Raw genomic sequence first — 19008 nt, 5'->3', positions numbered from 1 at the left:
AGGCGGGAAGGGAAATGGTCATAGGGGGTTCAGCAAGCGCGGGCCCCAGCGGGCCCGCGGGGGTCGGTCATTTCCAGAGCGCGCACTTGCTCTCGGCCTTGGTCGTGAAGATCTGGTCGCCCGGCAGCGTCTTGAGCACCTTCAGGTAGTCCCAGGGCTTCTTCGACTCGGACGGCGACTTCGCCTCCACCAGGTACATGTCGTGGATGAAGCTGCCGTCGGCGCGGATCTGACCCTTGCCGTAGAAGTCGTCGATCTTCATGCTCTTGAGCTGCGCCATCACCTTGTCGGCGTCGGTGGTCTTGGCAGCGGCCACGGCCTTCAGATAGGTCATCGTGGCCGAGTAGTCGGCGGCCTGCACGTCGGTCGGCATGCGCTTGGTCTTCTCGAAGAAGCGGTTGGCGAACTTGCGCGTGTCGTCGTTGAGGTCCCAGTACCAGCTCGTGGTGTGCAGCAGGCCTTCGGTGTTCTTCAGGCCCAGGCTGTGGATGTCGGTGAGAAACACCAGCAGGCCCGCAGTCTTCATGGTCTTGTTGATGCCGAACTCCCTGGCGGCCTTGATCGAATTGATGGTGTCGCCGCCGGCATTGGCAAGACCGAGGATCTGCGCCTTCGAGTTCTGCGCCTGCAGCAGGAAGGAGGAGAAGTCGGAGGCGTTGAGCGGATGCTTGACGCCGCCCACCACGGTGCCGCCCTTCTCCTTGATCACCGTGGTGGTGTCGGCCTCAAGCGCCGCGCCGAAGGCATAGTCGGCCGTCAGGAAGAACCAGCTCTTGCCGCCACGGTCGACCACCGCCGCGCCCGTGCCCTTGGCCAGCGCGACCGTGTCGTAGGCGTAGTGCACGGTGTAGGGGCTGCACTGCTCGTTGGTGAGCGCGGAGGACGCGGCGCCGTTGTTGAAGTGCACGCGCTTCTTCTCGGTGGCCACCTTCGCGGTCGCGAGCGCGGTGCCGGAGTTGGTGCCGCTGAACACCATGCTCAGGCCCTGCGTGTCGATCCATTCGCGCGCCTTCGAGGCGGCGATGTCGGCCTTGTTCTGATGATCGGCCGTCAGCAGTTCCACAGGCTGGCCATTGACCTTGCCGCCGAAGTCGTCGATGGCCATCTGGATCGCCATCGCGGCGTTCTTGCCTTCGAGGTCGGCGTAGAGACCGGACATGTCGGTGATGAAGCCGATCCGGACCTTCTCCTGCGCCTGTGCCGCGCTGGCCGCGCCGAGCGCCAGGATGCCGAGGCCGATGGCGGTGGCGATGAATGGGTTGCGTTGTTTCATGGGATTGCCTCCTTGGTGGATGAATGGGGATCGCTAGACACCGAGCAGCTCGGTGAGCACGGGCATCCTGGCTTCGAGTTCGGCAGCGCCGAACTTCAGGGCGATGCGGCCGTGCTCCATCACGTAGAAGCGATCGGCCAGCGGCGCCGCGAAGCGGAAGTTCTGCTCCACCATCACGATGGTGTAGCCCTTGGAACGCAAGGTCGTGATCATTCGCGCGAGCGCCTGCACGATCACCGGCGCCAGGCCTTCGGAGATCTCGTCGAGCAACAGCAGCTTGGCGCCCGTGCGCAGGATCCGCGCCACCGCCAGCATCTGCTGCTCGCCGCCCGACAGCCGCGTGCCCTGGCTGTGGCGGCGCTCCGCCAGGTTCGGGAACATCGCGTAGATCTCGTCGACCGACATGCCCTGCCCCGCGCCTTTCAGCTCCGGCGGCAGCATCAGGTTCTCCTCGCACGACAGGCTCGCGAAGATGCCCCGCTCCTCGGGGCAGTAGCCGATGCCCAGGTGCGCGATGCGGTGCGTGGGCATCGCGATCGTCTCCCGGCCATTGACCTCGATGCTGCCCTTGCGCGCGCCGGTCAGGCCCATGATTGCGCGCAGCGTGGTCGTACGGCCCGCGCCATTGCGGCCCAACAGCGTCACAACCTCACCGGGTTGCACGACCATGTCGACGCCATGCAGCACATGCGATTCGCCGTACCAGGCCTGCAGGCCCTTGATCTCGAGTGCGGCGGTCATCAGTGGGCTCCCTGCAGTTGGCCGTCGGTCGTGCCCATGTAGGCCTCCATGACCTGCGGGTTCTTCGAGACTTCCGCGTAGGGGCCTTCGGCCAGCACCGCGCCACGCTGCAGCACGGTGATGGTGTCGGCGATGGTCGAGACCACGCTCATGTTGTGCTCCACCATCAGGATGGTGCGTCCGGCCGACACGCGCTTGATCAGCTCGGCCACGCGATGCACGTCCTCGTGGCCCATGCCCTGCGTGGGTTCGTCCAGCAGCATCAGCTCGGGCTCCATCGCGAGCGTGGTCGCGATCTCGAGCGCGCGCTTGCGGCCATAGGGCAGGTTCACGGTCTGCTCTTCGGCGAGTTCTTCCAGGCCCACCTCCGCGAGCAGCTCGCGCGCCCTGGCGTTCAGCGGCTCGAGCGACTTCTCGCTCTTCCAGAAGTGATACGAAGTGCCCAGCCTGCGCTGCAGCCCCAGGCGCACGTTCTCCAGCAGCGTGAGGTGCGGGAACACGGCCGAGATCTGGAACGAGCGGATGATGCCGCGCCGCGCGATCTGCGCGGGGCGCTCGCCGGTGATGTCCTGGCCGTTGAAAAGGATCGTGCCGCTGGTGGGTTCGAGGAACTTCGTGAGCAGGTTGAAGCAGGTCGTCTTGCCTGCGCCGTTGGGGCCGATGAGCGCGTGGATCGAACCGCGCACGACCGAGAGGTCGACCTTGCTGACAGCAGTGAAGCCCTTGAACTCCTTGGTGAGCTGGCGTGTTTCGAGAATGCAGCCGCTCATCGACGGGCCTCTTCGCGCGGCGTGGTCTGGTTCATGCGCGCCTCGTTCATTCGTTGACGCACGAGAAGCTCGCCGCTGCATTGACATCGCCGCTGCCCTTGTACTTGGGCCAGGCCGGGTAGTCGCAAAGCGGCCGGGTGCGTCCAGGCACGCCCGCGGTGTCGGCCACGATCGGCGCGGTCGGCGACATGTCCTTCTCGACCCAGTTCTCGAGCGCACTCAGCGAATCCCAGCTGGCGTTGAACACCGTGCCCACGGCATGCGCGTAGCCCGGGATCTGGTAGTAGCGCATGAAGCCCTTCACGCGCTCCGCCCCCATGGTGGCGCGCACCCGGTTGAAGTACTGGTCGGTGGCGCGCGTGCTGACCAGTTGATCGGCGGTGCCATGCGCCATCAGCAGCTTGCCGCCGTTCGCGGCGAACGCCGAGAGGTCGGCCTGGTTGATGTCCTGCAGCCCCGTGAGCTCGGCGATGCGTGCCTGCCAGGGGCCGGGATTCTCGGGATCGAGCGTCAGCGAATCGAAAGCGGGGTTCTTCGTCACGAAGAAGCGCACCCACTGGTCCCAGAAGTTGGCGAGGTAAGCCGCGTCGGCGGGCATCGGCGATGCGGGCTGCTGCGTTCCCAGGCCCAGGTGGGTGACGGTCGATTGGGTCGGGTCGGCGCCCGGCCGGCCGAACTCGGCCCCCCAGGCATTGAAGCCCGGATACTGGTTCTCCCCACTGCCGAGCGGGTAGTTGAAGACGGCCGGCGTGTCGATCACCTTGAAAAGGGCGATCTGCGCATCCGACAGGCAGTCGTCCGCCGTGTCGGCACCGCCCGGGCAGCGCAACGGCTTTCCGTCGAGCAGCGCGGTCGCGGGATCGAAGCGCTGGTTGCACGCGCTCTGGTTGCTGATCAGCCCGTCCTTCACGCCATCGATGGCATCGCAGGCCTGCATCACCGCGTCGAACAGCGCGGCGCGCTTCGTGAGGCTCGGGTAGGCACCCGGCACCGTCATCGCACGCGTGATGCGTCCGAATTGAAGATCGAGGCTGGCCGCGTTGAAGGCCGGATAGAGAACGATGGCGCCGTTGAAATCGGTCGGCCATTTCTGCACCACCGCGAGCGCTTCGCGGCCGCCCGACGAGCCGCCCGCGAAGTAGCTGCGCTGCGGGCGCTGGGCATAGCGCTGCTCGATCAGGAACACGGCCGCGTCGCGCGTCTTCTTCAGGGCCTCGAACGAGAAGTTGCGCAAGGCCTCCGTGTTGAGCGCGAAGGCCCCGAGGTTGGCGGGATCGGTGGTCGCGTCGTGGCCCGAGTCGCTTCCGAACACCGCATAGCCGCGCCCGACCGGGTCGAGTGCGTCGACGGGACCGGCGGGCACGTTGCCGGCGACAACGGGAATGCTGCCGTCGTAGCCGCCACCGCCGTACATCACCGCCTTGCGGTTCCACTCGGTGGGCAGCAGCAGCGTCATCTTGATCGGCGGCGCGGCGGGATCGACCGGCGCGATCTCGGCGCTGAGCTTGCAATGCTCGCCGTAGTTCTTCGGCGCCTTGCCGCCCGCGGGCACCAGCGTGGCCGCCGTCACCTTGGCGCCGCCGGTGGCGAGCGCGATCGCCGATGCGGGAACGGAGAGCTTCGCCATCTGCTCGCAGTTCAGCGGCGTGGCCGCGGCCGGCGCGGGTGTTGGCGCCGGCGCCGGCACCGCTGCCTGAGGCACGAATGCCACGCCACTGCCGCTCCCGCCGCAGGCGCCCAGCAAGGCTGCCGCGGCGAGTGTCGCGGCGAAGGAGATGCGTGGCCCGGCGCTCGTCGCGCGGCGTTGCGATGAAAACTGAATGCTTCTGTTCATGCTTGTCTCTCTTTGTGGTGGAGTCGAGAAATCGCCATGCGCGCATGGCCTGCGGGATACACGGTGTCGGGCGCGGATCAATGCGGCGGGCGTTCTCGCGCCAACATGCCCTGCCGGCGTTCGCGCACCGATTGCCAGCGCGCGTCCGTCCATTCGTAGAAGCCGTGGCCGGTGGCCGCGCCGCATCGGCCCGCCGCCACCAGGGTCTGCAGCAGCTGCAGCACCGACTCGTTCTTCTCGAGCTGCGGCATCAGGTGGCCGCCGATGTCGAGAAAGGTGTGCAGGCCGCCGAGGTCGGCCGTTTCGAGCGGACCGAAGGACGCGTAGCGCTTGCCGATGCAGGAGCGCACGACCGCATCGACGGTGGCCGCGTCGGCCACGCCGCTTTGCACCAGGTGGAGCGCTTCGCGCAGCACCGCGAACTGGATCCGGTTGCCGACGAAGCCTGGCGCCGCCTTGCTCAGCAGCACCGCCTCGAAGCCCGCGCTTTCGAGCCGGCCGCGAAGGGCCGCGCAGGCCTCGGGCGCGGTGGCTTGCGCCGGCACGAGTTCGACGAACGGGATGACATGCGGCGGATTCCAGAAGTGCGCGACGAGAAAGCGCTCGGGATGTGCCATGCGCTCGCACAGCACGTCCGGCATGAAGCCGCTGGTGTTGCTCGCGATCAAGGCATGGGAGGGCAGCACGGCCTCGAGCTCGGCATAGAGCGCATGTTTGACTTCGAGTCGCTCGACGACGGCCTCGAACACGAGCGAGGCATCGGCCAGCGCCGCAAGGTCGGCCACGACGCGAATCCGCGCGCGGGCCGCGTCGCGCTCGGCCTCAACGATGCGGCCCGCGGCCATCAATTCCTCGAAGATTTTTTCCGCCAGCGCGGGCAGTTCGGCGCGTCGCGCTTCGCTGAGATCGAACACGTCGACCGCTTCACCGGCGAGTGCCAGGCAGCTCGCGATGCCCACGCCCATGAGGCCCGCTCCCACCACGGCCACGCGTCGATCGCTCTCGTTCATGCAGCTTGTCTCCATCATCTCGTCGCGCCGAAATCGCTCGGCCCTTTGCGTCGGTTTTGCAGAAAGCATGCCCATCGATCTCAGCCGTGGCGGCGCGCGCGTTTTTCATTCGGGCGCTTCGCGTAAACCCGAATGCCGCGAGCGCGCGCGACGCTGTGCAAGCGATGTCCAATACTGTCCAGGCCAATGCACACCACGTCCAACAACTGGACATCGATTCGGAGCGTCTAAAGTCACGCCCCTGCGCGCCACCGCCGCGCGTCATGGACATTCGCACCCGCGAACCAAGGGAGTCAGCCATGCTGCAGATCAAGGGAGACCAGGCCTTCGACCTGGCGAGCATCCGGGGCCAGGCCCTGCAGTCCTTCTTCGAGCTGTTCGGCCAGCTCGCCGAGGGCGCCTTCGTGATCGGGCGCGATGGCAAGGTCATCTGGGCCAATGCGCGCTACCTCGCCTTCATCGGCCTGGAGCCCGACCGGCCGGTGGTCGGCCAGCACATCTCGACCGTGGTGCCCGCGACCCGCATGCCCGAGGTGGTCGAGACCGGCCGCTCGATCCCCTTTGACCTGGTCGAGGTCAACGGACGCTGGGCCGTGGTGTCGCGCTTTCCGATCAAGAACGACGCGCAGGAAGTCATCGGCGGTTTCTGCTTCGTGCTGTTCGACGAGCTCGATCCGCTGCGGCCGATGCTCGCGCGCATCCAGCAGTTGCAGAACGAGCTCGAGCGCACGCGCTCGAAGCTCAACCAGCTGCGCCGCACGAAGTACGAGTTCAGCCACTTCGTCGGCTCGAGCCCGCAGGCCGCGCAGGTGCGGCGCAGCGCGCGGCAGGTGGCGGCCACCGACTCGACGGTGCTGCTGCTCGGCGAGACCGGCACGGGCAAGGAGATGGTCGCGCAGGGCATCCATGCGGCCTCGCGGCGCGCGCGGCAGAACTTCATCGGCGTCAACGTGGCGGCCATTCCCGAGGAACTGATGGAGGCCGAGTTCTTCGGCTCCGCGCCGGGCGCCTACACCGGTGCCCATCCCAAGGGCCGCACCGGCAAGATGATGCTGGCCGACAAGGGCACCTTGTTCCTCGACGAGATCGGCGACATGCCGATGCGCATCCAGGTCAAGCTGCTGCGCGCGCTGCAGGAGCGCGAGATCGAGCCGATCGGCGGCAACACCGTGATCCCGCTCGACCTGCGCGTGATCGCGGCCACCAGCCGCGACCTGCGGCAGCTGGTCGAGACCGGCCAGTTCCGCGCCGACCTCTACTACCGCCTGAGCGTGGTGCCGATCCAGATCCCGCCGCTGCGCGAGCGGCTCGAGGACCTGCCCGAGCTGGTCGACCTGCTGCTGGCCGAACTCTGCGCCACGCTCGGCATGCGCGAGAAGGACATCGCGCCCGACGCGCTGGCGCTGCTCGCGAAGTTCGGCTGGCCCGGCAACGTGCGCGAGCTGCGCAACGTGCTCGAGCGCGCCTGCGTGGTGTCTGGCGATGCCTCGGAGCTGCGCGCCGAGCACATGCTGCTCAACGACGGCGCGCGGCCGGCGGCAGTGCCTGCAACGGCCTCGCCGCTGCGCCACGACCTGCATGCCGCCGTGAACGAGACCGAACAGAAGGCCCTGCTGAACGCGCTGCAGGAGACCAAGGGCAACAAGCTGCTCGCGGCCCGCCTGCTCGGCATCAGCCGCTCGACGCTCTACAACAAGCTCAAGCAGATGGCGCTCGAGCGTTAGCGACCCGCGCGCTCAGCCGCCGCGGAACTGCCCGCGCAGGAAGTTGCGGTGCCGCGCGATGTGCCCCATCTGCGCGGGCGCGATGGTGCCGCCCAGGTCGTTCTCGTCCGCGCCGTTGAGCACCGCGTTCGCATGCGCGAGCGCGCGCGCCACGATCTCCTCCTCGCTCACGCCGAGCTGCGCACCCAGGTCCAGCGCCACGCGCCGCATCGCGCGCTGCGACAGCATCCACATCGCGCCGAAGCGGTCCCACGCGAGCGCGGACTCGCCGGCCTTCTCGTGCTCGGCGAGGATGTCCTTGAGCGGCTTGGCGAGCAGCGCGTCCATCGCCTCGAGCCGCTCGCTCAGCGCGGCATTGCGCTCGGCCAGCTGCTCGGGCGTGGGCCCCGGCTCCGCCGCCTTGGGCGCGGGCGGCGGCGGTGGCACGAAGCCGGCCACGTTGGCATCGGCGGGAACGATCTGGAGTTGGTCTTGCAGGCTCATGATTTCTTTCCGTGGCCGGTGTCTGTCGAGGAAGTCTTGCGGCTCGTCATCGCCGTCGCGCGCAGCCCGGGCAGGTCGAGCACGCGCAGGCCGCCGTATTCGACGCGGATCAGCCCCTGCGCCGACAGCCCGTTGAGCGCCTCGTTCACGCGCTGGCGCGACAGGCCCACGAGGTAGGCCAGTTCCTGCTGCGTGATGCGCAGGACCTCGCCCACGCCCGGATAGAGCACCGGGTTGAACAGCGAGACCAGGTTGCGCGCCACGCGCGCGTCGGGGTTGTTGAGGCGGTCGATCTCGAGCGCGGCGATGAACTGGCCCAGGCGCTCGTTGAGCTGGTTCATCACGAAGCGGTTGAAGCCGATCGAATGGTCGAGCAGCCAGTGGAAGCTCTCGATCGGCAGGCCCGCGACGAGGCTGCGCCGCAGCGCCTGGATGTTGTAGCGGTAGGGCTCGCGCTTCATCACCGTGCCTTCGCCGAACCAGCCGCCGGGCGGCACGCCGGTGTAGGTGACCGAGCCGCCGTCGGCGTTGTCGTTGCTCATCTTGAGCAGGCCCTCGACCACGCCGAACCAGTAGGTGGGCGAGCGCCCCACGCGGCAGACCAGGTCGCCGACCTCGGCCTCGCCGACCACCAGCGCGGCCTCGGCGCGGCGGCGCTCGGGCGCGGTGAGCGTGAGCAGCCAGGGGATGCCATCGAGCTCGGCGGCATTGGGCGGACGCACGCGGTCCTTGATCGAACTGCCCGCGGCGAGGGGGAGGTTGAGCGAGGGGCTGCCGGTCGGCATCGGGAAACTCCGGGGAGTAGTGTCCCTAGGATTGTCGTTGGAACGACAACTGGACGTCAAAGTGCGGCCCTACGATCCGCGCACCGTGCAAACAAACGCCCTCACCTTTCCCCGCCTGCTGCTTGCGCATGCGCAAGCGCAGCCCGAGTCGCCCGCGGTGCGGGAGAAGGACCTCGGCATCTGGCAGACCTGGACCTGGCGCGCCGTGGCGCAGGAAGTGCGCGAGATCGCGTGCGGCCTCGCGAGCCTGGGCTTCAAGTCCTTCGACAACCTAGCGATCGTCGGCGCCAACCGCCCGCACCTGTACATGGCGGTGGTCGCGGCGCAGAGCCTGCGCGGCGTGCCGGTGCCGCTGTACCAGGACGCGGTGGCCAACGAGATGGTGTTCATGCTCGACGACGCGGCCATCGACTTCGTGGTGGTCGAGGACCAGGAGCAGGTCGACAAGCTGCTCGAGTGCCGCGACCTGCAGGCCGAGCGCGTAGCACGCGGCGAGGGCCGCCAGGGCATCCGCCACATCATCTACGACGACCCGAAGGGCCTGCGCCACTACGACCAGCCCGGGCTGATCGGCTACGAGCAACTGCGCGAGCTCGGCCGCGCCTACGACCAGGCGCATCCGGGCGTGTTCGACGCCGCGGTGGCCAGCGGCGAGGCCACCGACGTGGGCGTGATCCTCTACACCTCGGGCACCACCGGACGCCCCAAGGGCGTGTGCCAGACGCATGCGAGCTTCATAGCGGCAGGCCGCGGCGGCGTGGAGACCGACAGGCTCGGCCCCGGCGACAACATCATGAGCTACCTGCCGATGGCCTGGGTCGGCGACCACCTGTTCTCGGTGGCGCAGTGGCTGGTGGGCGGCTTCACGCTCAACTGCCCCGAGTCGGCCGCCACGGTGATGAACGACATGCGCGAGATCGGCCCGAGCTACTACTTCGGTCCGCCGCGCACCTTCGAGGGTCTGCTCACCGCGGTGTCGATCCGCATGGAGGACGCGGCGGCTCCGAAGCGCTGGCTCTATGCGAAGTTCATGGCGCTCGCGCAGCGCGTGGGCGCCGACATCCTCAACGGCCAGCCCGTGGGCGCCGGCGACCGGCTGCTGTACGGCCTGGGCAACCTGCTGGTCTACGGGCCGCTGCGCAACGTGCTGGGCATGAGCCGCATCCGCGTGGCCTACACCGCGGGCGCGGCGATCGGGCCCGACCTGTTCCGCTTCTACCGCTCGATCGGCGTCAACCTCAAGCAGTTCTACGGCCAGACCGAGACCTGCGCCTATGTCTGCCTGCAGCAGGACGGCAAGGTCAAGCTGCAGACCGTGGGCACGGCCGCGCCGGGCATCGAACTCAAGATCGCCGACGACGGCGAGGTGCTGGTGCGCGGCGTCTCGGTGCTCAAGGAGTACTACAAGCGCCCCGACGCCACCGCCGAGGTGCTCGATGCGAACGGCTACTTCCACACCGGCGACGCCGGCGTGCTCGACAGCGAGGGCCACCTGCGCATCATCGACCGCGCCAAGGACGTGGGGCGGCTCGCGGGCGGCGCGATGTTCGCGCCCAACTACATCGAGAACAAGCTCAAGTTCTTCCCGCAGATCAAGGAAGCCGTGTGCTTCGGCCATGCGCGCGACGAGGTCAGTGCCTTCGTCAACATCGACTTCGAGGCCGTGGGCAACTGGGCCGAGCGCCGCGGCCTGGCCTATGGCGGCTACGTCGACCTGGCCGGCAAGCCCGAGGTGCTGGCGCTGATCGCCGAGTGCCTCGGCAAGGTCAACGCCGACCTGGCGGCGGAAGCCGGGATGGGCGAGACGCAGATCGCGCGCTTCCTGGTGCTGCACAAGGAGCTCGACCCCGACGACGACGAGCTGACCCGCACGCGCAAGGTGCGCCGCGGCTTCATCGCCGAGAAATACGCGGTGCTGGTCGAGGCGCTGTACGCCGGCAAGACCGAGCAGTTCATCGAGACCCAGGTGAAGTTCGAGGACGGCCGCACGGGCGCGGTGAGCGCGACCCTGAAGATCGTCGAGGCGAAGCGCTTCCCCGGCATGGCAAAGGCGGCCTGACATGGCAAGAAAAACCGGCGACGTCATCCTGGACGTGCAGAACATCTCCCTGAGCTTCGGCGGCGTGAAGGCGCTGACGGACATCAGCTTCAACGTGCGCGAGCACGAGGTGCGGGCCATCATCGGTCCCAACGGCGCGGGCAAGAGCTCGATGCTCAATTGCATCAACGGCGTGTACTGGCCCCAGCAGGGCTCGATCACCTTCCGCGGCCAGACCTTCAAGCACATGAACTCGCGCCAGGTGGCCGAGATGGGCGTGGCGCGCACCTTCCAGAACCTGGCGCTGTTCAAGGGCATGAGCGTGCTCGACAACATCATGACGGGACGCAACCTCAAGATGAAGAGCGGCCTGCTCGCGCAGGCGTTGCGCTGGGGCCCGGCCGAGCGCGAGGAGCTCAAGCAGCGCGAGTTCGTCGAGCACATCGTCGACTTCCTCGAGATCCAGGCACACCGCAAGACGCCGGTGGGCCGCCTGCCCTACGGCCTGCAGAAGCGCGTGGACCTGGGCCGCGCGCTCGCGATGGAGCCGCAGGTGCTGCTGCTCGACGAGCCGATGGCCGGCATGAACGTGGAGGAGAAGCAGGACATGAGCCGCTTCATCCTCGACGTGAACGACGAGTTCGGCACCACCATCGTGCTGATCGAGCACGACATGGGCGTGGTGATGGACATCTCCGACCGCGTGGTGGTGCTCGACTACGGCAAGAAGATCGGCGACGGCACGCCCGACGAAGTGCGCAACAACGAAGACGTGATCCGGGCATACCTGGGCGTGGAGCATTGATATGTGCCCCCACGCTCATCACTTTGTGTATTCACTGCCCCCCAAGGGGGCGCAAGCCTCCCTTGGGGCGGCCCTACGGGAGGCTTGAATGGGCTTTTTCCTAGAAACCCTCTTCGGCGGCCTGATGGTCGGCATGCTCTATTCGCTGATAGCGATCGGCTTCGTGCTGATCTACAAGGCCTCGGGCGTGTTCAACTTCGCGCAGGGCGCGATGGTGCTGTTCGCGGCGCTCGCGATGGCGCGCTTCGCCGAATGGATCCCGCAGTGGCTGGGCTTCCAGAGCCTGATCCTCGCGAACATCCTGGCCTTCGTCGCGGCGATGGCGATCATGGTGGTGGTGGCCTGGCTGATCGAGCGGCTCGCGCTCAGCAAGCTCGTGAACCAGGAGGGCATCACGCTGCTGATGGCCACGCTGGGCATCGCCTACTTCCTCGACGGCCTGGGCCAGACGCTGTTCGGCAACGACATCTACAAGATCGACGTCGGCATGCCGAAGGAACCGCTGATGGTGCTCGAGAGCACCTTCCAGGGCGGCCTGCTGCTGAGCCAGGAGGACCTGATCGCGGCGCTGGTGGCGGCGGCGCTGGTGGTGGTGCTCGCGATCTTCTTCCAGAAGACCGCCACCGGCCGCGCGCTGCGCGCCGTGGCCGACGACCACCAGGCGGCGCAGTCGATCGGCATTCCGCTCAATCGCATCTGGGTGATCGTGTGGTCGGTGGCCGGCTTCTCGGCACTGGTGGCCGGGATCATCTGGGGCTCCAAGCTCGGCGTGCAGTTCTCGCTCTCGCTGGTGGCGCTCAAGGCACTGCCGGTGGTGATCCTCGGCGGCCTGACCTCGATCCCCGGCGCGATCATCGGCGGCCTTTTGATCGGCGTGGGCGAGAAGCTCTCGGAGATCTACCTCGGGCCGATGCTCGGCGGCGGCATCGAGATCTGGTTCGCCTATGTGCTGGCGCTCGTGTTCCTGCTGGTGCGGCCGCAGGGGTTGTTCGGCGAGAAGATCATCGATCGGGTCTGAGATGTTTTACAGAGAAAACGGCCAGTTCAAGTCGACCTACCGCGCCGACCAGCAGATCTTCCCGATCCTGCAGGACCGCGTGGCGATCCTCGCGCTGCTCGCGGTGGCCTTCATCGCGGTGCCGCTCGGCGTGTCGGACTACTGGATGCGCGCCATCCTCACGCCCTTCCTGATCCTGTCGCTCGCGGCCATCGGCCTCAACGTGCTGGTGGGCTACTGCGGCCAGATCTCGCTGGGCACCGGCGCCTTCATGGCGGTGGGCGCCTACGCGGCCTACAACTTCCACGTGCGCATCGACGGCATGCCGCTGATCGCCTCGCTGCTGCTGGGCGGCCTGTGCGCCACGGTGATCGGCGTGCTGTTCGGCATCCCGAGCCTGCGCATCAAGGGGCTGTACCTCGCCGTCGCCACGCTGGCGGCGCAGTTCTTCACCGACTGGGCCTTCCTGCGCATCCAGTGGTTCACCAACAACTCGTCGTCGGGTTCGGTCAGCGTGGCGGGCCTCAACGTGTTCGGCATCCCGATCGAGTCGCCGGTGCAGAAGTACCTGTTCTGCCTCGCGCTGGTGGTGATCTTCGCGCTGCTCGCGAAGAACCTGGTGCGCAGCGCGATCGGCCGCGAATGGATGGCGATGCGCGACATGGACGTGGCGGCCGCAGTGATCGGCATCCGCCCGGTCTACGCCAAGCTCACGGCCTTCGCGGTCAGCAGCTTCATCGTCGGCGTGGCCGGCGCGCTGTGGGGCTTCGTGCACCTGGGGGCCTGGGAGCCCGCGGCCTTCAGCATCGACCGCTCGTTCCAGCTGCTGTTCATGGTGATCATCGGCGGCCTCGGCTCGATCATGGGCTGCTTCTTCGGCGCCGCCTTCATCGTGCTGCTGCCGCTGCTGCTGAACCAGCTGCCGGGCTGGCTGGGCTTCTCGATCTCGACCGCCCTGGCCTCGCACCTCGAATACATGATCTTCGGCGCGCTCATCGTGTTCTTCCTGATCGTGGAACCGCACGGCCTCGCGCGGCTGTGGTCCACGGCCAAGGAGAAGCTGCGGCTGTGGCCCTTCCCCCATTGAGCTTTCCAGGCGTTTTTTCGGCGTTGACAACCCGGCACCGCGGTGCCCCCAAAAAGGAGACAGGCATGAAACTGAAATCGCTCGCTCTGACCGCCGCCCTGGTGGCCGGCACCCTCGGCACCGCGCTGGCGCCCTCGCTCGCACAGGCGCAGGCCAAGGAGCAGTTCTTCCCGCTGCTGGTCTATCGCACCGGCCCCTATGCGCCCAACGGCACGCCCTGGGCCAACGGCAAGCAGGACTACCTGAAGCTGGTGAATGCGCAAGGCGGCATCAACGGCGTGAAGATCTCGTATGAAGAGTGCGAGACCGGCTACGCCACCGACAAGGGCGTGGAATGCTACGAGCGCCTCAAGGGCCGCCCGGGCGTCGCGCTGTTCGACCCGCAGGCCACCGGCATCACCTTCGCGCTGACCGACAAGGTGCTGACCGACAAGATCCCGCTGATCACGCTGGGCTACGGCCTCGCGGCCTCGCAGGACGGCGGCGTGTTCAAGTGGAACTTCCCGCTGATGGGCAGCTACTGGACCGCGGCCGACATCCTGATCCAGCACATCGGCAAGAAGGAAGGCGGCCTCGACAAGCTCAAGGGCAAGAAGATCGCGCTGGTCTATCACGACTCGCCGTTCGGCAAGGAACCGATCCCGCTGCTGCAGGAGCGCGCGAAGCAGAACGGCTTCGAGCTCTCGCTGATCCCCGTGACCGCGCCCGGCGTCGAGCAGAAGTCGGCCTGGCTGCAGGTGCGCCAGCAGCGTCCCGACTACGTGCTGCTGTGGGGCTGGGGCGTGATGAACTCCACCGCGCTCAAGGAAGCCGTGGCCACGGGCTACCCGCGCGAGAAGATGTACGGCGTGTGGTGGGCCGGCGCCGAGCCCGACGTGAAGGACGTGGGCGCGAATGCCAAGGGCTACAACGCGCTGGCGCTCAACACCTCGGGCACGCAGCCGAAGGTGATCCAGGACATCCTCAAGCAGGTGCACGAGAAGGGCCAGGGCACGGGTCCGAAGGACGAGGTGGGCTCGGTCCTCTACACGCGCGGCGTGATCATCCAGATGCTGTCGGTCGAGGCCGTGCGCCGCGCGCAGGAGCGCTTCGGCAAGGGCAAGGTCATGACCGGCGACCAGGTGCGCTGGGGCTTCGAGAACCTCGCGCTCGACCAGAAGAAGCTCGACGCACTGGGCTTCTCGGGCGTGATGCGTCCGGTGAGCACCTCGTGCCAGGACCACATGGGCTCGACCTGGGCGCGTGTCCACACCTGGGACGGCGCGCAGTGGGGCGGCATGTCGGACTGGTACCAGGCCGACGAGCAGATCATCAAGCCGATGGCGAAGGCCGCGGCCGACAAGTACGCCACGGAAAAGAAGCTCACGCGCCGCGACGCGGCTGACTGCCAGAGCTGACGCTCTGGCAGGTGCCAGGGACCGACGGCACCCTCCCCCTACCCCCTCCCGCCAGGCGGAAGGGGGCCTGCCTCCCCTTCATGGGAGGCGGCATCCGCAAGCGCAGCGTCTCGTTCCACGTGCGCTTGCGGATGTCCGAAAGAACACCATGAGCCAACCCAACATCCTTCTCGACGTCAACGGCATCGAGGTCATCTACAACCACGTGATCCTCGTGCTCAAGGGCGTGTCGCTGAGCGTGCCCGAGGGCGGCATCGTGGCGCTGCTGGGCGGCAACGGCGCGGGCAAGACGACGACGCTGCGCGCGGTGAGCAACCTGCTCGCGGGCGAGCGCGGCGCGGTCACCAAGGGCACGATCGAATTGCGCGGCGAGCGCATCGAGGCGCTGTCGCCGGCCGAGCTGGTCAAGCGCGGGCTGATCCAGGTGATGGAAGGCCGCCACTGCTTCGCGCACCTGACCATCGAGGAGAACCTGATGACGGGCGCCTACACGCGCACCGACGGCAAGGCCGCGGTGCAGCAGACGCTCGAGAAGGTCTATGCCTACTTCCCGCGCCTGAAGACGCGGCGCACCTCGCAGGCGGCCTACACCTCGGGCGGCGAGCAGCAGATGTGCGCGATCGGCCGCGCGCTGATGGCCAACCCGACGATGGTGCTGCTCGACGAGCCCTCGATGGGCCTGGCGCCGCAGATCGTGGAAGAGGTGTTCGAGATCGTGAAGGACCTCAACACCAAGGAACGCGTGACCTTCCTGCTGGCCGAGCAGAACACCAACATGGCGCTGCGCTACGCCGACTACGGCTACATCCTCGAGAACGGCCGCATCGTGATGGACGGCGCGGCGCAGAGCCTGCGCGAGAACGAGGATGTGAAGGAGTTTTACCTCGGCGTGGGGGGAGCGGATCGCAAGAGCTTCCGGGATGTGAAGAGCTACAAGCGGCGGAAGAGGTGGCTGGCTTGATGTTGTTTCCTGCCGTCTGTGCTGTCCCTGCCGTCTACGGGTGGGGATGGGCTCGCGCCGACGGGGTACTCCCCTCCGCGAATGTCCCCCGCCCTTCGGGCTCCTCCTTTATTTCGCTGCGGGGAGTACCCCATCGACGTGAGCCTGGACGCGACGGTCGTTGTGCCGCCGGCACCACCGCAGCGCCTCCCGTGCACAGGGTGTCGGGTGCTTCCCGCAGCGAAATAAAGGAGGAGGCCGAAGGCCGGGGGACATTCGCGGAGGGAAGTACCCGATGCCCTGTGCACGCGCCCCGAACAAGAGCCTCCGAAACCAGACGCAGCGGACAACCGAACTGAACAGATGAAGGGTACGGACATGACCGACCACTACGACGCACTAGAGATCCGCGACCCTGCCGAACGCGAACGCGACCTGCTGGCCGCGCTGCCCCGACAGATCACCCAGGCCCAGACCGCCGCGCCCGCCCTCTCGAAGATCCTCGACGGCATCCAGGCCGCCGACGTCACCACGCGCGAAGCCCTCGCCAGGCTGCCGGTCACGCGCAAGTCGGAACTGCTCGAGCTGCAGAAGCAAGGCCGCGAGAACGATCCCTTCGGTGGCTTCTCGGCCATTGCGCGCGGCACCCGCATGCCGCGCATATTCGCGAGCCCCGGCACCATCTACGAACCCGAGGGCGAGGCGCGCGACTACTGGCGCACCGCGCGCGCGCTGCATGCCGCGGGCTTTCGCAGCGGCGAGCTGATCCACAACAGCTTCAGCTATCACATGACACCGGCCGGCTCCATCATGGAGAGCGGCGCGCGCGCCGTCGGTTGTACCGTGTTCGCGGGCGGCACCGGTCAGACCGAACAGCAGCTCGAGGCCATGGTCGACCTCAAGCCCGAAGGGTATGCCGGCACCCCGAGTTTTCTCAAGATCCTGCTCGAGAAGGCCGAGGAGAAGGGCCAGAAGCTGCCCTGGCTCACCAAGGCCCTGGTCTCGGGCGAGGCCTTCCCGCCGAGCCTGCACGACTGGATCGCCGCACGCGGCGTGAAGGGCACCCAGTGCTATGCCACCGCCGACCTCGGCCTCATCGCCTACGAGACCAGCGCGCGCGAAGGCCTGGTGCTCGACGAGGGCGTGCTGGTCGAGATCGTGCGGCCCGGCACCGGCGACCCCGTGCCCGACGGCGAGGTCGGCGAGATCGTCGTGACCACCTTCAACCCCGACTATCCGCTGGTGCGCTTCGGCACCGGCGATCTCTCGGCCGTGCTCGCGGGCACCTGCCCCACGGGCCGCACCAACAAGCGCATCAAGGGCTGGCTCGGCCGCGCCGACCAGACCACCAAGGTGCGCGGCATGTTCGTGCATCCCTCGCAGGTGGCCGAGATCGCGCGGCGCTTTCCCGAGATCCAGCGTGCGCGGCTCGTCGTGTCGGGCGAGATGGGCGACGACCAGATGAACTTCCGGCTCGAATGCGCGGGCGCGCCCGAGGGCCTGGTGGTGCGCATCGCGGAGGCCGTGCGCGAAGTGACGAAGCTGCGCGGCACCATCGAGCTGGTGGCGCCCGGCAGCCTGCCGAACGACGGCAAGGTGATCGAGGACGCGCGCAGCTACAAGTAGCGCCGGTACAGCCGGCGCGTCATGGCACGCGCCAGCAGCACCGTGAGCACCGCGTAGAGCGCGATCAGCACGGCCATGAAGCCGGCCATCGCGCCGATGCCCTGCAGCGCCTTGATGGCGCCCACCGCGAGCGCGAACCACAGGAACGCGAAGACGATGCAGCCGAGCTGCACCAGCACGAAGCTCAGCAACGCGGCAGATACCGCGCGGAACGGCCGCACCGGCCACAGGCCCGGGCGCGTTCCCAGCCAGCCGCCCCAGAGGGCGAGCGCGCCGGCCACGACCGGCGGCAGGACCCAGGTCAGCAGCAGCGCCCAGGGCCCGCCATCTTGCGATGCACCGGCCCAGCGCGCCACGGCGAGCGCGCTCCAGACCTGCAGCGACGCGAACAGCCCGCCCACCAGCAGCGCCACCGCGGCGCGCGGCGAGGCTCCGGCCGGCACCGTCGAGACTTCATCGGGCGCGCGCGCATCGAGCGCCTCGGCCGTTGCGGAACGGCTGCGGCGCAACGCGAAGCGGGCCGCGAGCCAGAGGCCCAGCACGAGCACCGCGAGTTGCACCAGCGACTGCAGCAGCGCCGCCAGCCCCAGGCTCAGGCGCGGCATGGCCTCGGCGTAGCGGCCGCCCGGCATGAACATCAGCTGCAGCTCGTAGAACAGCGGCGTGAGCGCGAGGTGGTTGAGCACCAGCACCAGCAGCCAGGCACCGCCGAAACGCAGCCGCGCGCCGCTCGACAGCGCCACCCGCGGCACGCCCAGCCGTTCGAGCGCCTGGCGGCCATGGCTCCAGGCCAGGCCGCCGATCAAGGCCCACGACATCGCCGTGCTCGCGACCAGCAGGATCCACACGCCGGCCTGCGCATAGGCGCGACGGATCTGCGCCGCCTCGTCGGTGCCCGGCAGCAGCAGCATCGCCAGGTTGATCGCGAGCAGCACGGCATCGAGGCCGACCGCGATCAGCGCGAAGTCGCGCGGCAGGCGCAGCGCGCGGGCATGGACGGGGTCGGCGGTCGTCATCGGTCGGCAGGTCGTGTCGCTGTAAGGAAATGGCAGTCGACACGAGCGTATCGGAGGACGGCGGGACCGCCGTGTAGGCTCAGTGCGCGAGTGCGAGCTCCCGCGCGGCGGGTTCGGGGCCCACGTAGACCGACTGCGGCCGGATCAGCCGCCCCTTCTTCACCTGTTCGCGCGCATGCGCGAGCCAGCCCGCGGTGCGGCCGGCCGCGAACACGCAGGTGAAGCTCTCGCGGCCGAAGCCCAGTGCCTCGAGCAGCAGCGCCGTGTAGAACTCGACGTTGGTCTCGAGCGGCCGATCGGGTTTCTTCTCGCGCAGGATCGCGAGCGCGGCCTGCTCCGCAGCCTCGGCCAGCGCGAAGCGCGCGGCATCGACCCCGCCCTCGGCGCTGAGCCGCTTCAGCGCGCCCTTGAGCGCATCGGCGCGCGGATCGCGCACGCGGTAGATGCGGTGGCCGAAGCCCATCAGGCGCTGGCCCTCGGCC

Annotated in this window: 17 protein-coding genes; 8 read left to right on the top strand and 9 right to left on the bottom strand. The window is 68.0% G+C overall.

The window, feature by feature from the left end:
• Positions 1-67: 67 nt before the first annotated feature.
• The 5 genes from AC27VN_RS10535 to AC27VN_RS10515 form a co-directional block, all read right to left on the bottom strand.
• The gene (locus tag AC27VN_RS10535) at positions 68-1273 is read right to left on the bottom strand and encodes an ABC transporter substrate-binding protein (protein ID WP_490876515.1); all 1206 of its coding nucleotides are present in this window, start codon (positions 1271-1273) and stop codon (positions 68-70) included.
• A gap of 33 nt (positions 1274-1306) precedes the next feature.
• The gene (locus AC27VN_RS10530; RefSeq protein ID WP_057598323.1) at positions 1307-2014 is read right to left on the bottom strand and encodes an ABC transporter ATP-binding protein; all 708 of its coding nucleotides are present in this window, start codon (positions 2012-2014) and stop codon (positions 1307-1309) included.
• Positions 2014-2784 carry an ABC transporter ATP-binding protein gene (locus AC27VN_RS10525; RefSeq protein ID WP_057598721.1) on the bottom strand — a complete coding sequence of 257 codons (771 nt, stop codon included), beginning with the start codon at positions 2782-2784 and terminating at the stop codon, positions 2014-2016. Before AC27VN_RS10525 ends, AC27VN_RS10530 begins: the two co-directional genes overlap by 1 nt.
• A gap of 46 nt (positions 2785-2830) precedes the next feature.
• Positions 2831-4618, bottom strand: a complete 1788-nt coding sequence (locus tag AC27VN_RS10520) for a tannase/feruloyl esterase family alpha/beta hydrolase (protein ID WP_490876514.1) — start codon at positions 4616-4618, stop codon at positions 2831-2833.
• A 77-nt stretch (positions 4619-4695) separates the two neighbouring features.
• The gene (locus tag AC27VN_RS10515; protein ID WP_490876513.1) at positions 4696-5628 is read right to left on the bottom strand and encodes a 3-hydroxyacyl-CoA dehydrogenase family protein; all 933 of its coding nucleotides are present in this window, start codon (positions 5626-5628) and stop codon (positions 4696-4698) included.
• 299 nt (positions 5629-5927) lie between these two features.
• Between AC27VN_RS10515 and AC27VN_RS10510 the strand changes: the two genes are divergently transcribed.
• Positions 5928-7352, top strand: a complete 1425-nt coding sequence (locus tag AC27VN_RS10510; RefSeq protein ID WP_490876512.1) for a sigma-54 interaction domain-containing protein — start codon at positions 5928-5930, stop codon at positions 7350-7352.
• A gap of 12 nt (positions 7353-7364) precedes the next feature.
• On the opposite strand, the gene AC27VN_RS10505 is transcribed toward AC27VN_RS10510, so the two are convergent.
• Positions 7365-7835 (bottom strand): hypothetical protein, encoded by a 471-nt coding sequence (locus tag AC27VN_RS10505; protein WP_208509088.1) that lies wholly within the window; start codon positions 7833-7835, stop codon positions 7365-7367.
• Positions 7832-8620 (bottom strand): Crp/Fnr family transcriptional regulator, encoded by a 789-nt coding sequence (locus AC27VN_RS10500; RefSeq protein ID WP_093344129.1) that lies wholly within the window; start codon positions 8618-8620, stop codon positions 7832-7834. Before AC27VN_RS10500 ends, AC27VN_RS10505 begins: the two co-directional genes overlap by 4 nt.
• Before the next feature lie 85 nt (positions 8621-8705).
• Between AC27VN_RS10500 and AC27VN_RS10495 the strand changes: the two genes are divergently transcribed.
• The 7 genes from AC27VN_RS10495 (at position 8706) to AC27VN_RS10465 (ending at position 17510) form a co-directional block, all read left to right on the top strand.
• A complete protein-coding gene (locus AC27VN_RS10495) occupies positions 8706-10679 on the top strand; it encodes an AMP-dependent synthetase/ligase (protein WP_490876511.1) in 1974 nt (657 codons plus the stop codon).
• Between the two features lies 1 nt (position 10680).
• Entirely contained in the window at positions 10681-11463 is a 783-nt protein-coding gene (locus AC27VN_RS10490) for an ABC transporter ATP-binding protein (protein WP_093344128.1), read from the top strand.
• 88 nt (positions 11464-11551) lie between these two features.
• Positions 11552-12481 carry a branched-chain amino acid ABC transporter permease gene (locus AC27VN_RS10485; protein ID WP_422099660.1) on the top strand — a complete coding sequence of 310 codons (930 nt, stop codon included), beginning with the start codon at positions 11552-11554 and terminating at the stop codon, positions 12479-12481.
• A 1-nt stretch (position 12482) separates the two neighbouring features.
• Entirely contained in the window at positions 12483-13547 is a 1065-nt protein-coding gene (locus AC27VN_RS10480; protein ID WP_057597141.1) for a branched-chain amino acid ABC transporter permease, read from the top strand.
• Positions 13548-13612: 65 nt separating this feature from the next.
• Positions 13613-14944, top strand: a complete 1332-nt coding sequence (locus tag AC27VN_RS10475) for an ABC transporter substrate-binding protein (protein WP_093344125.1) — start codon at positions 13613-13615, stop codon at positions 14942-14944.
• Positions 14945-15092: 148 nt separating this feature from the next.
• Positions 15093-15905, top strand: coding sequence for an ABC transporter ATP-binding protein (locus tag AC27VN_RS10470; protein ID WP_093344123.1), 813 nt, complete (start codon positions 15093-15095; stop codon positions 15903-15905).
• A 357-nt stretch (positions 15906-16262) separates the two neighbouring features.
• Complete coding sequence (locus tag AC27VN_RS10465; RefSeq protein ID WP_490876516.1) at positions 16263-17510, top strand: phenylacetate--CoA ligase family protein; 1248 nt, start codon at positions 16263-16265, stop codon at positions 17508-17510.
• Here the strand turns inward: AC27VN_RS10465 and AC27VN_RS10460 are convergent.
• Both AC27VN_RS10460 and AC27VN_RS10455 read right to left on the bottom strand, forming a co-directional pair.
• Positions 17501-18526, bottom strand: coding sequence for a hypothetical protein (locus AC27VN_RS10460; RefSeq protein WP_490876510.1), 1026 nt, complete (start codon positions 18524-18526; stop codon positions 17501-17503). The genes AC27VN_RS10465 and AC27VN_RS10460 overlap by 10 nt on opposite strands.
• Positions 18527-18605: 79 nt before the next feature.
• The coding region (locus tag AC27VN_RS10455; protein ID WP_490876509.1) for a citrate/2-methylcitrate synthase at positions 18606-19008 on the bottom strand (403 nt) is incomplete at its 5' end.

The organism is Variovorax sp. 20P10.2.4 (assembly GCF_058244205.1).
Note: the sequence above shows the minus strand (reverse complement) of the source record. Positions and strands in the feature narration are given on the sequence as shown.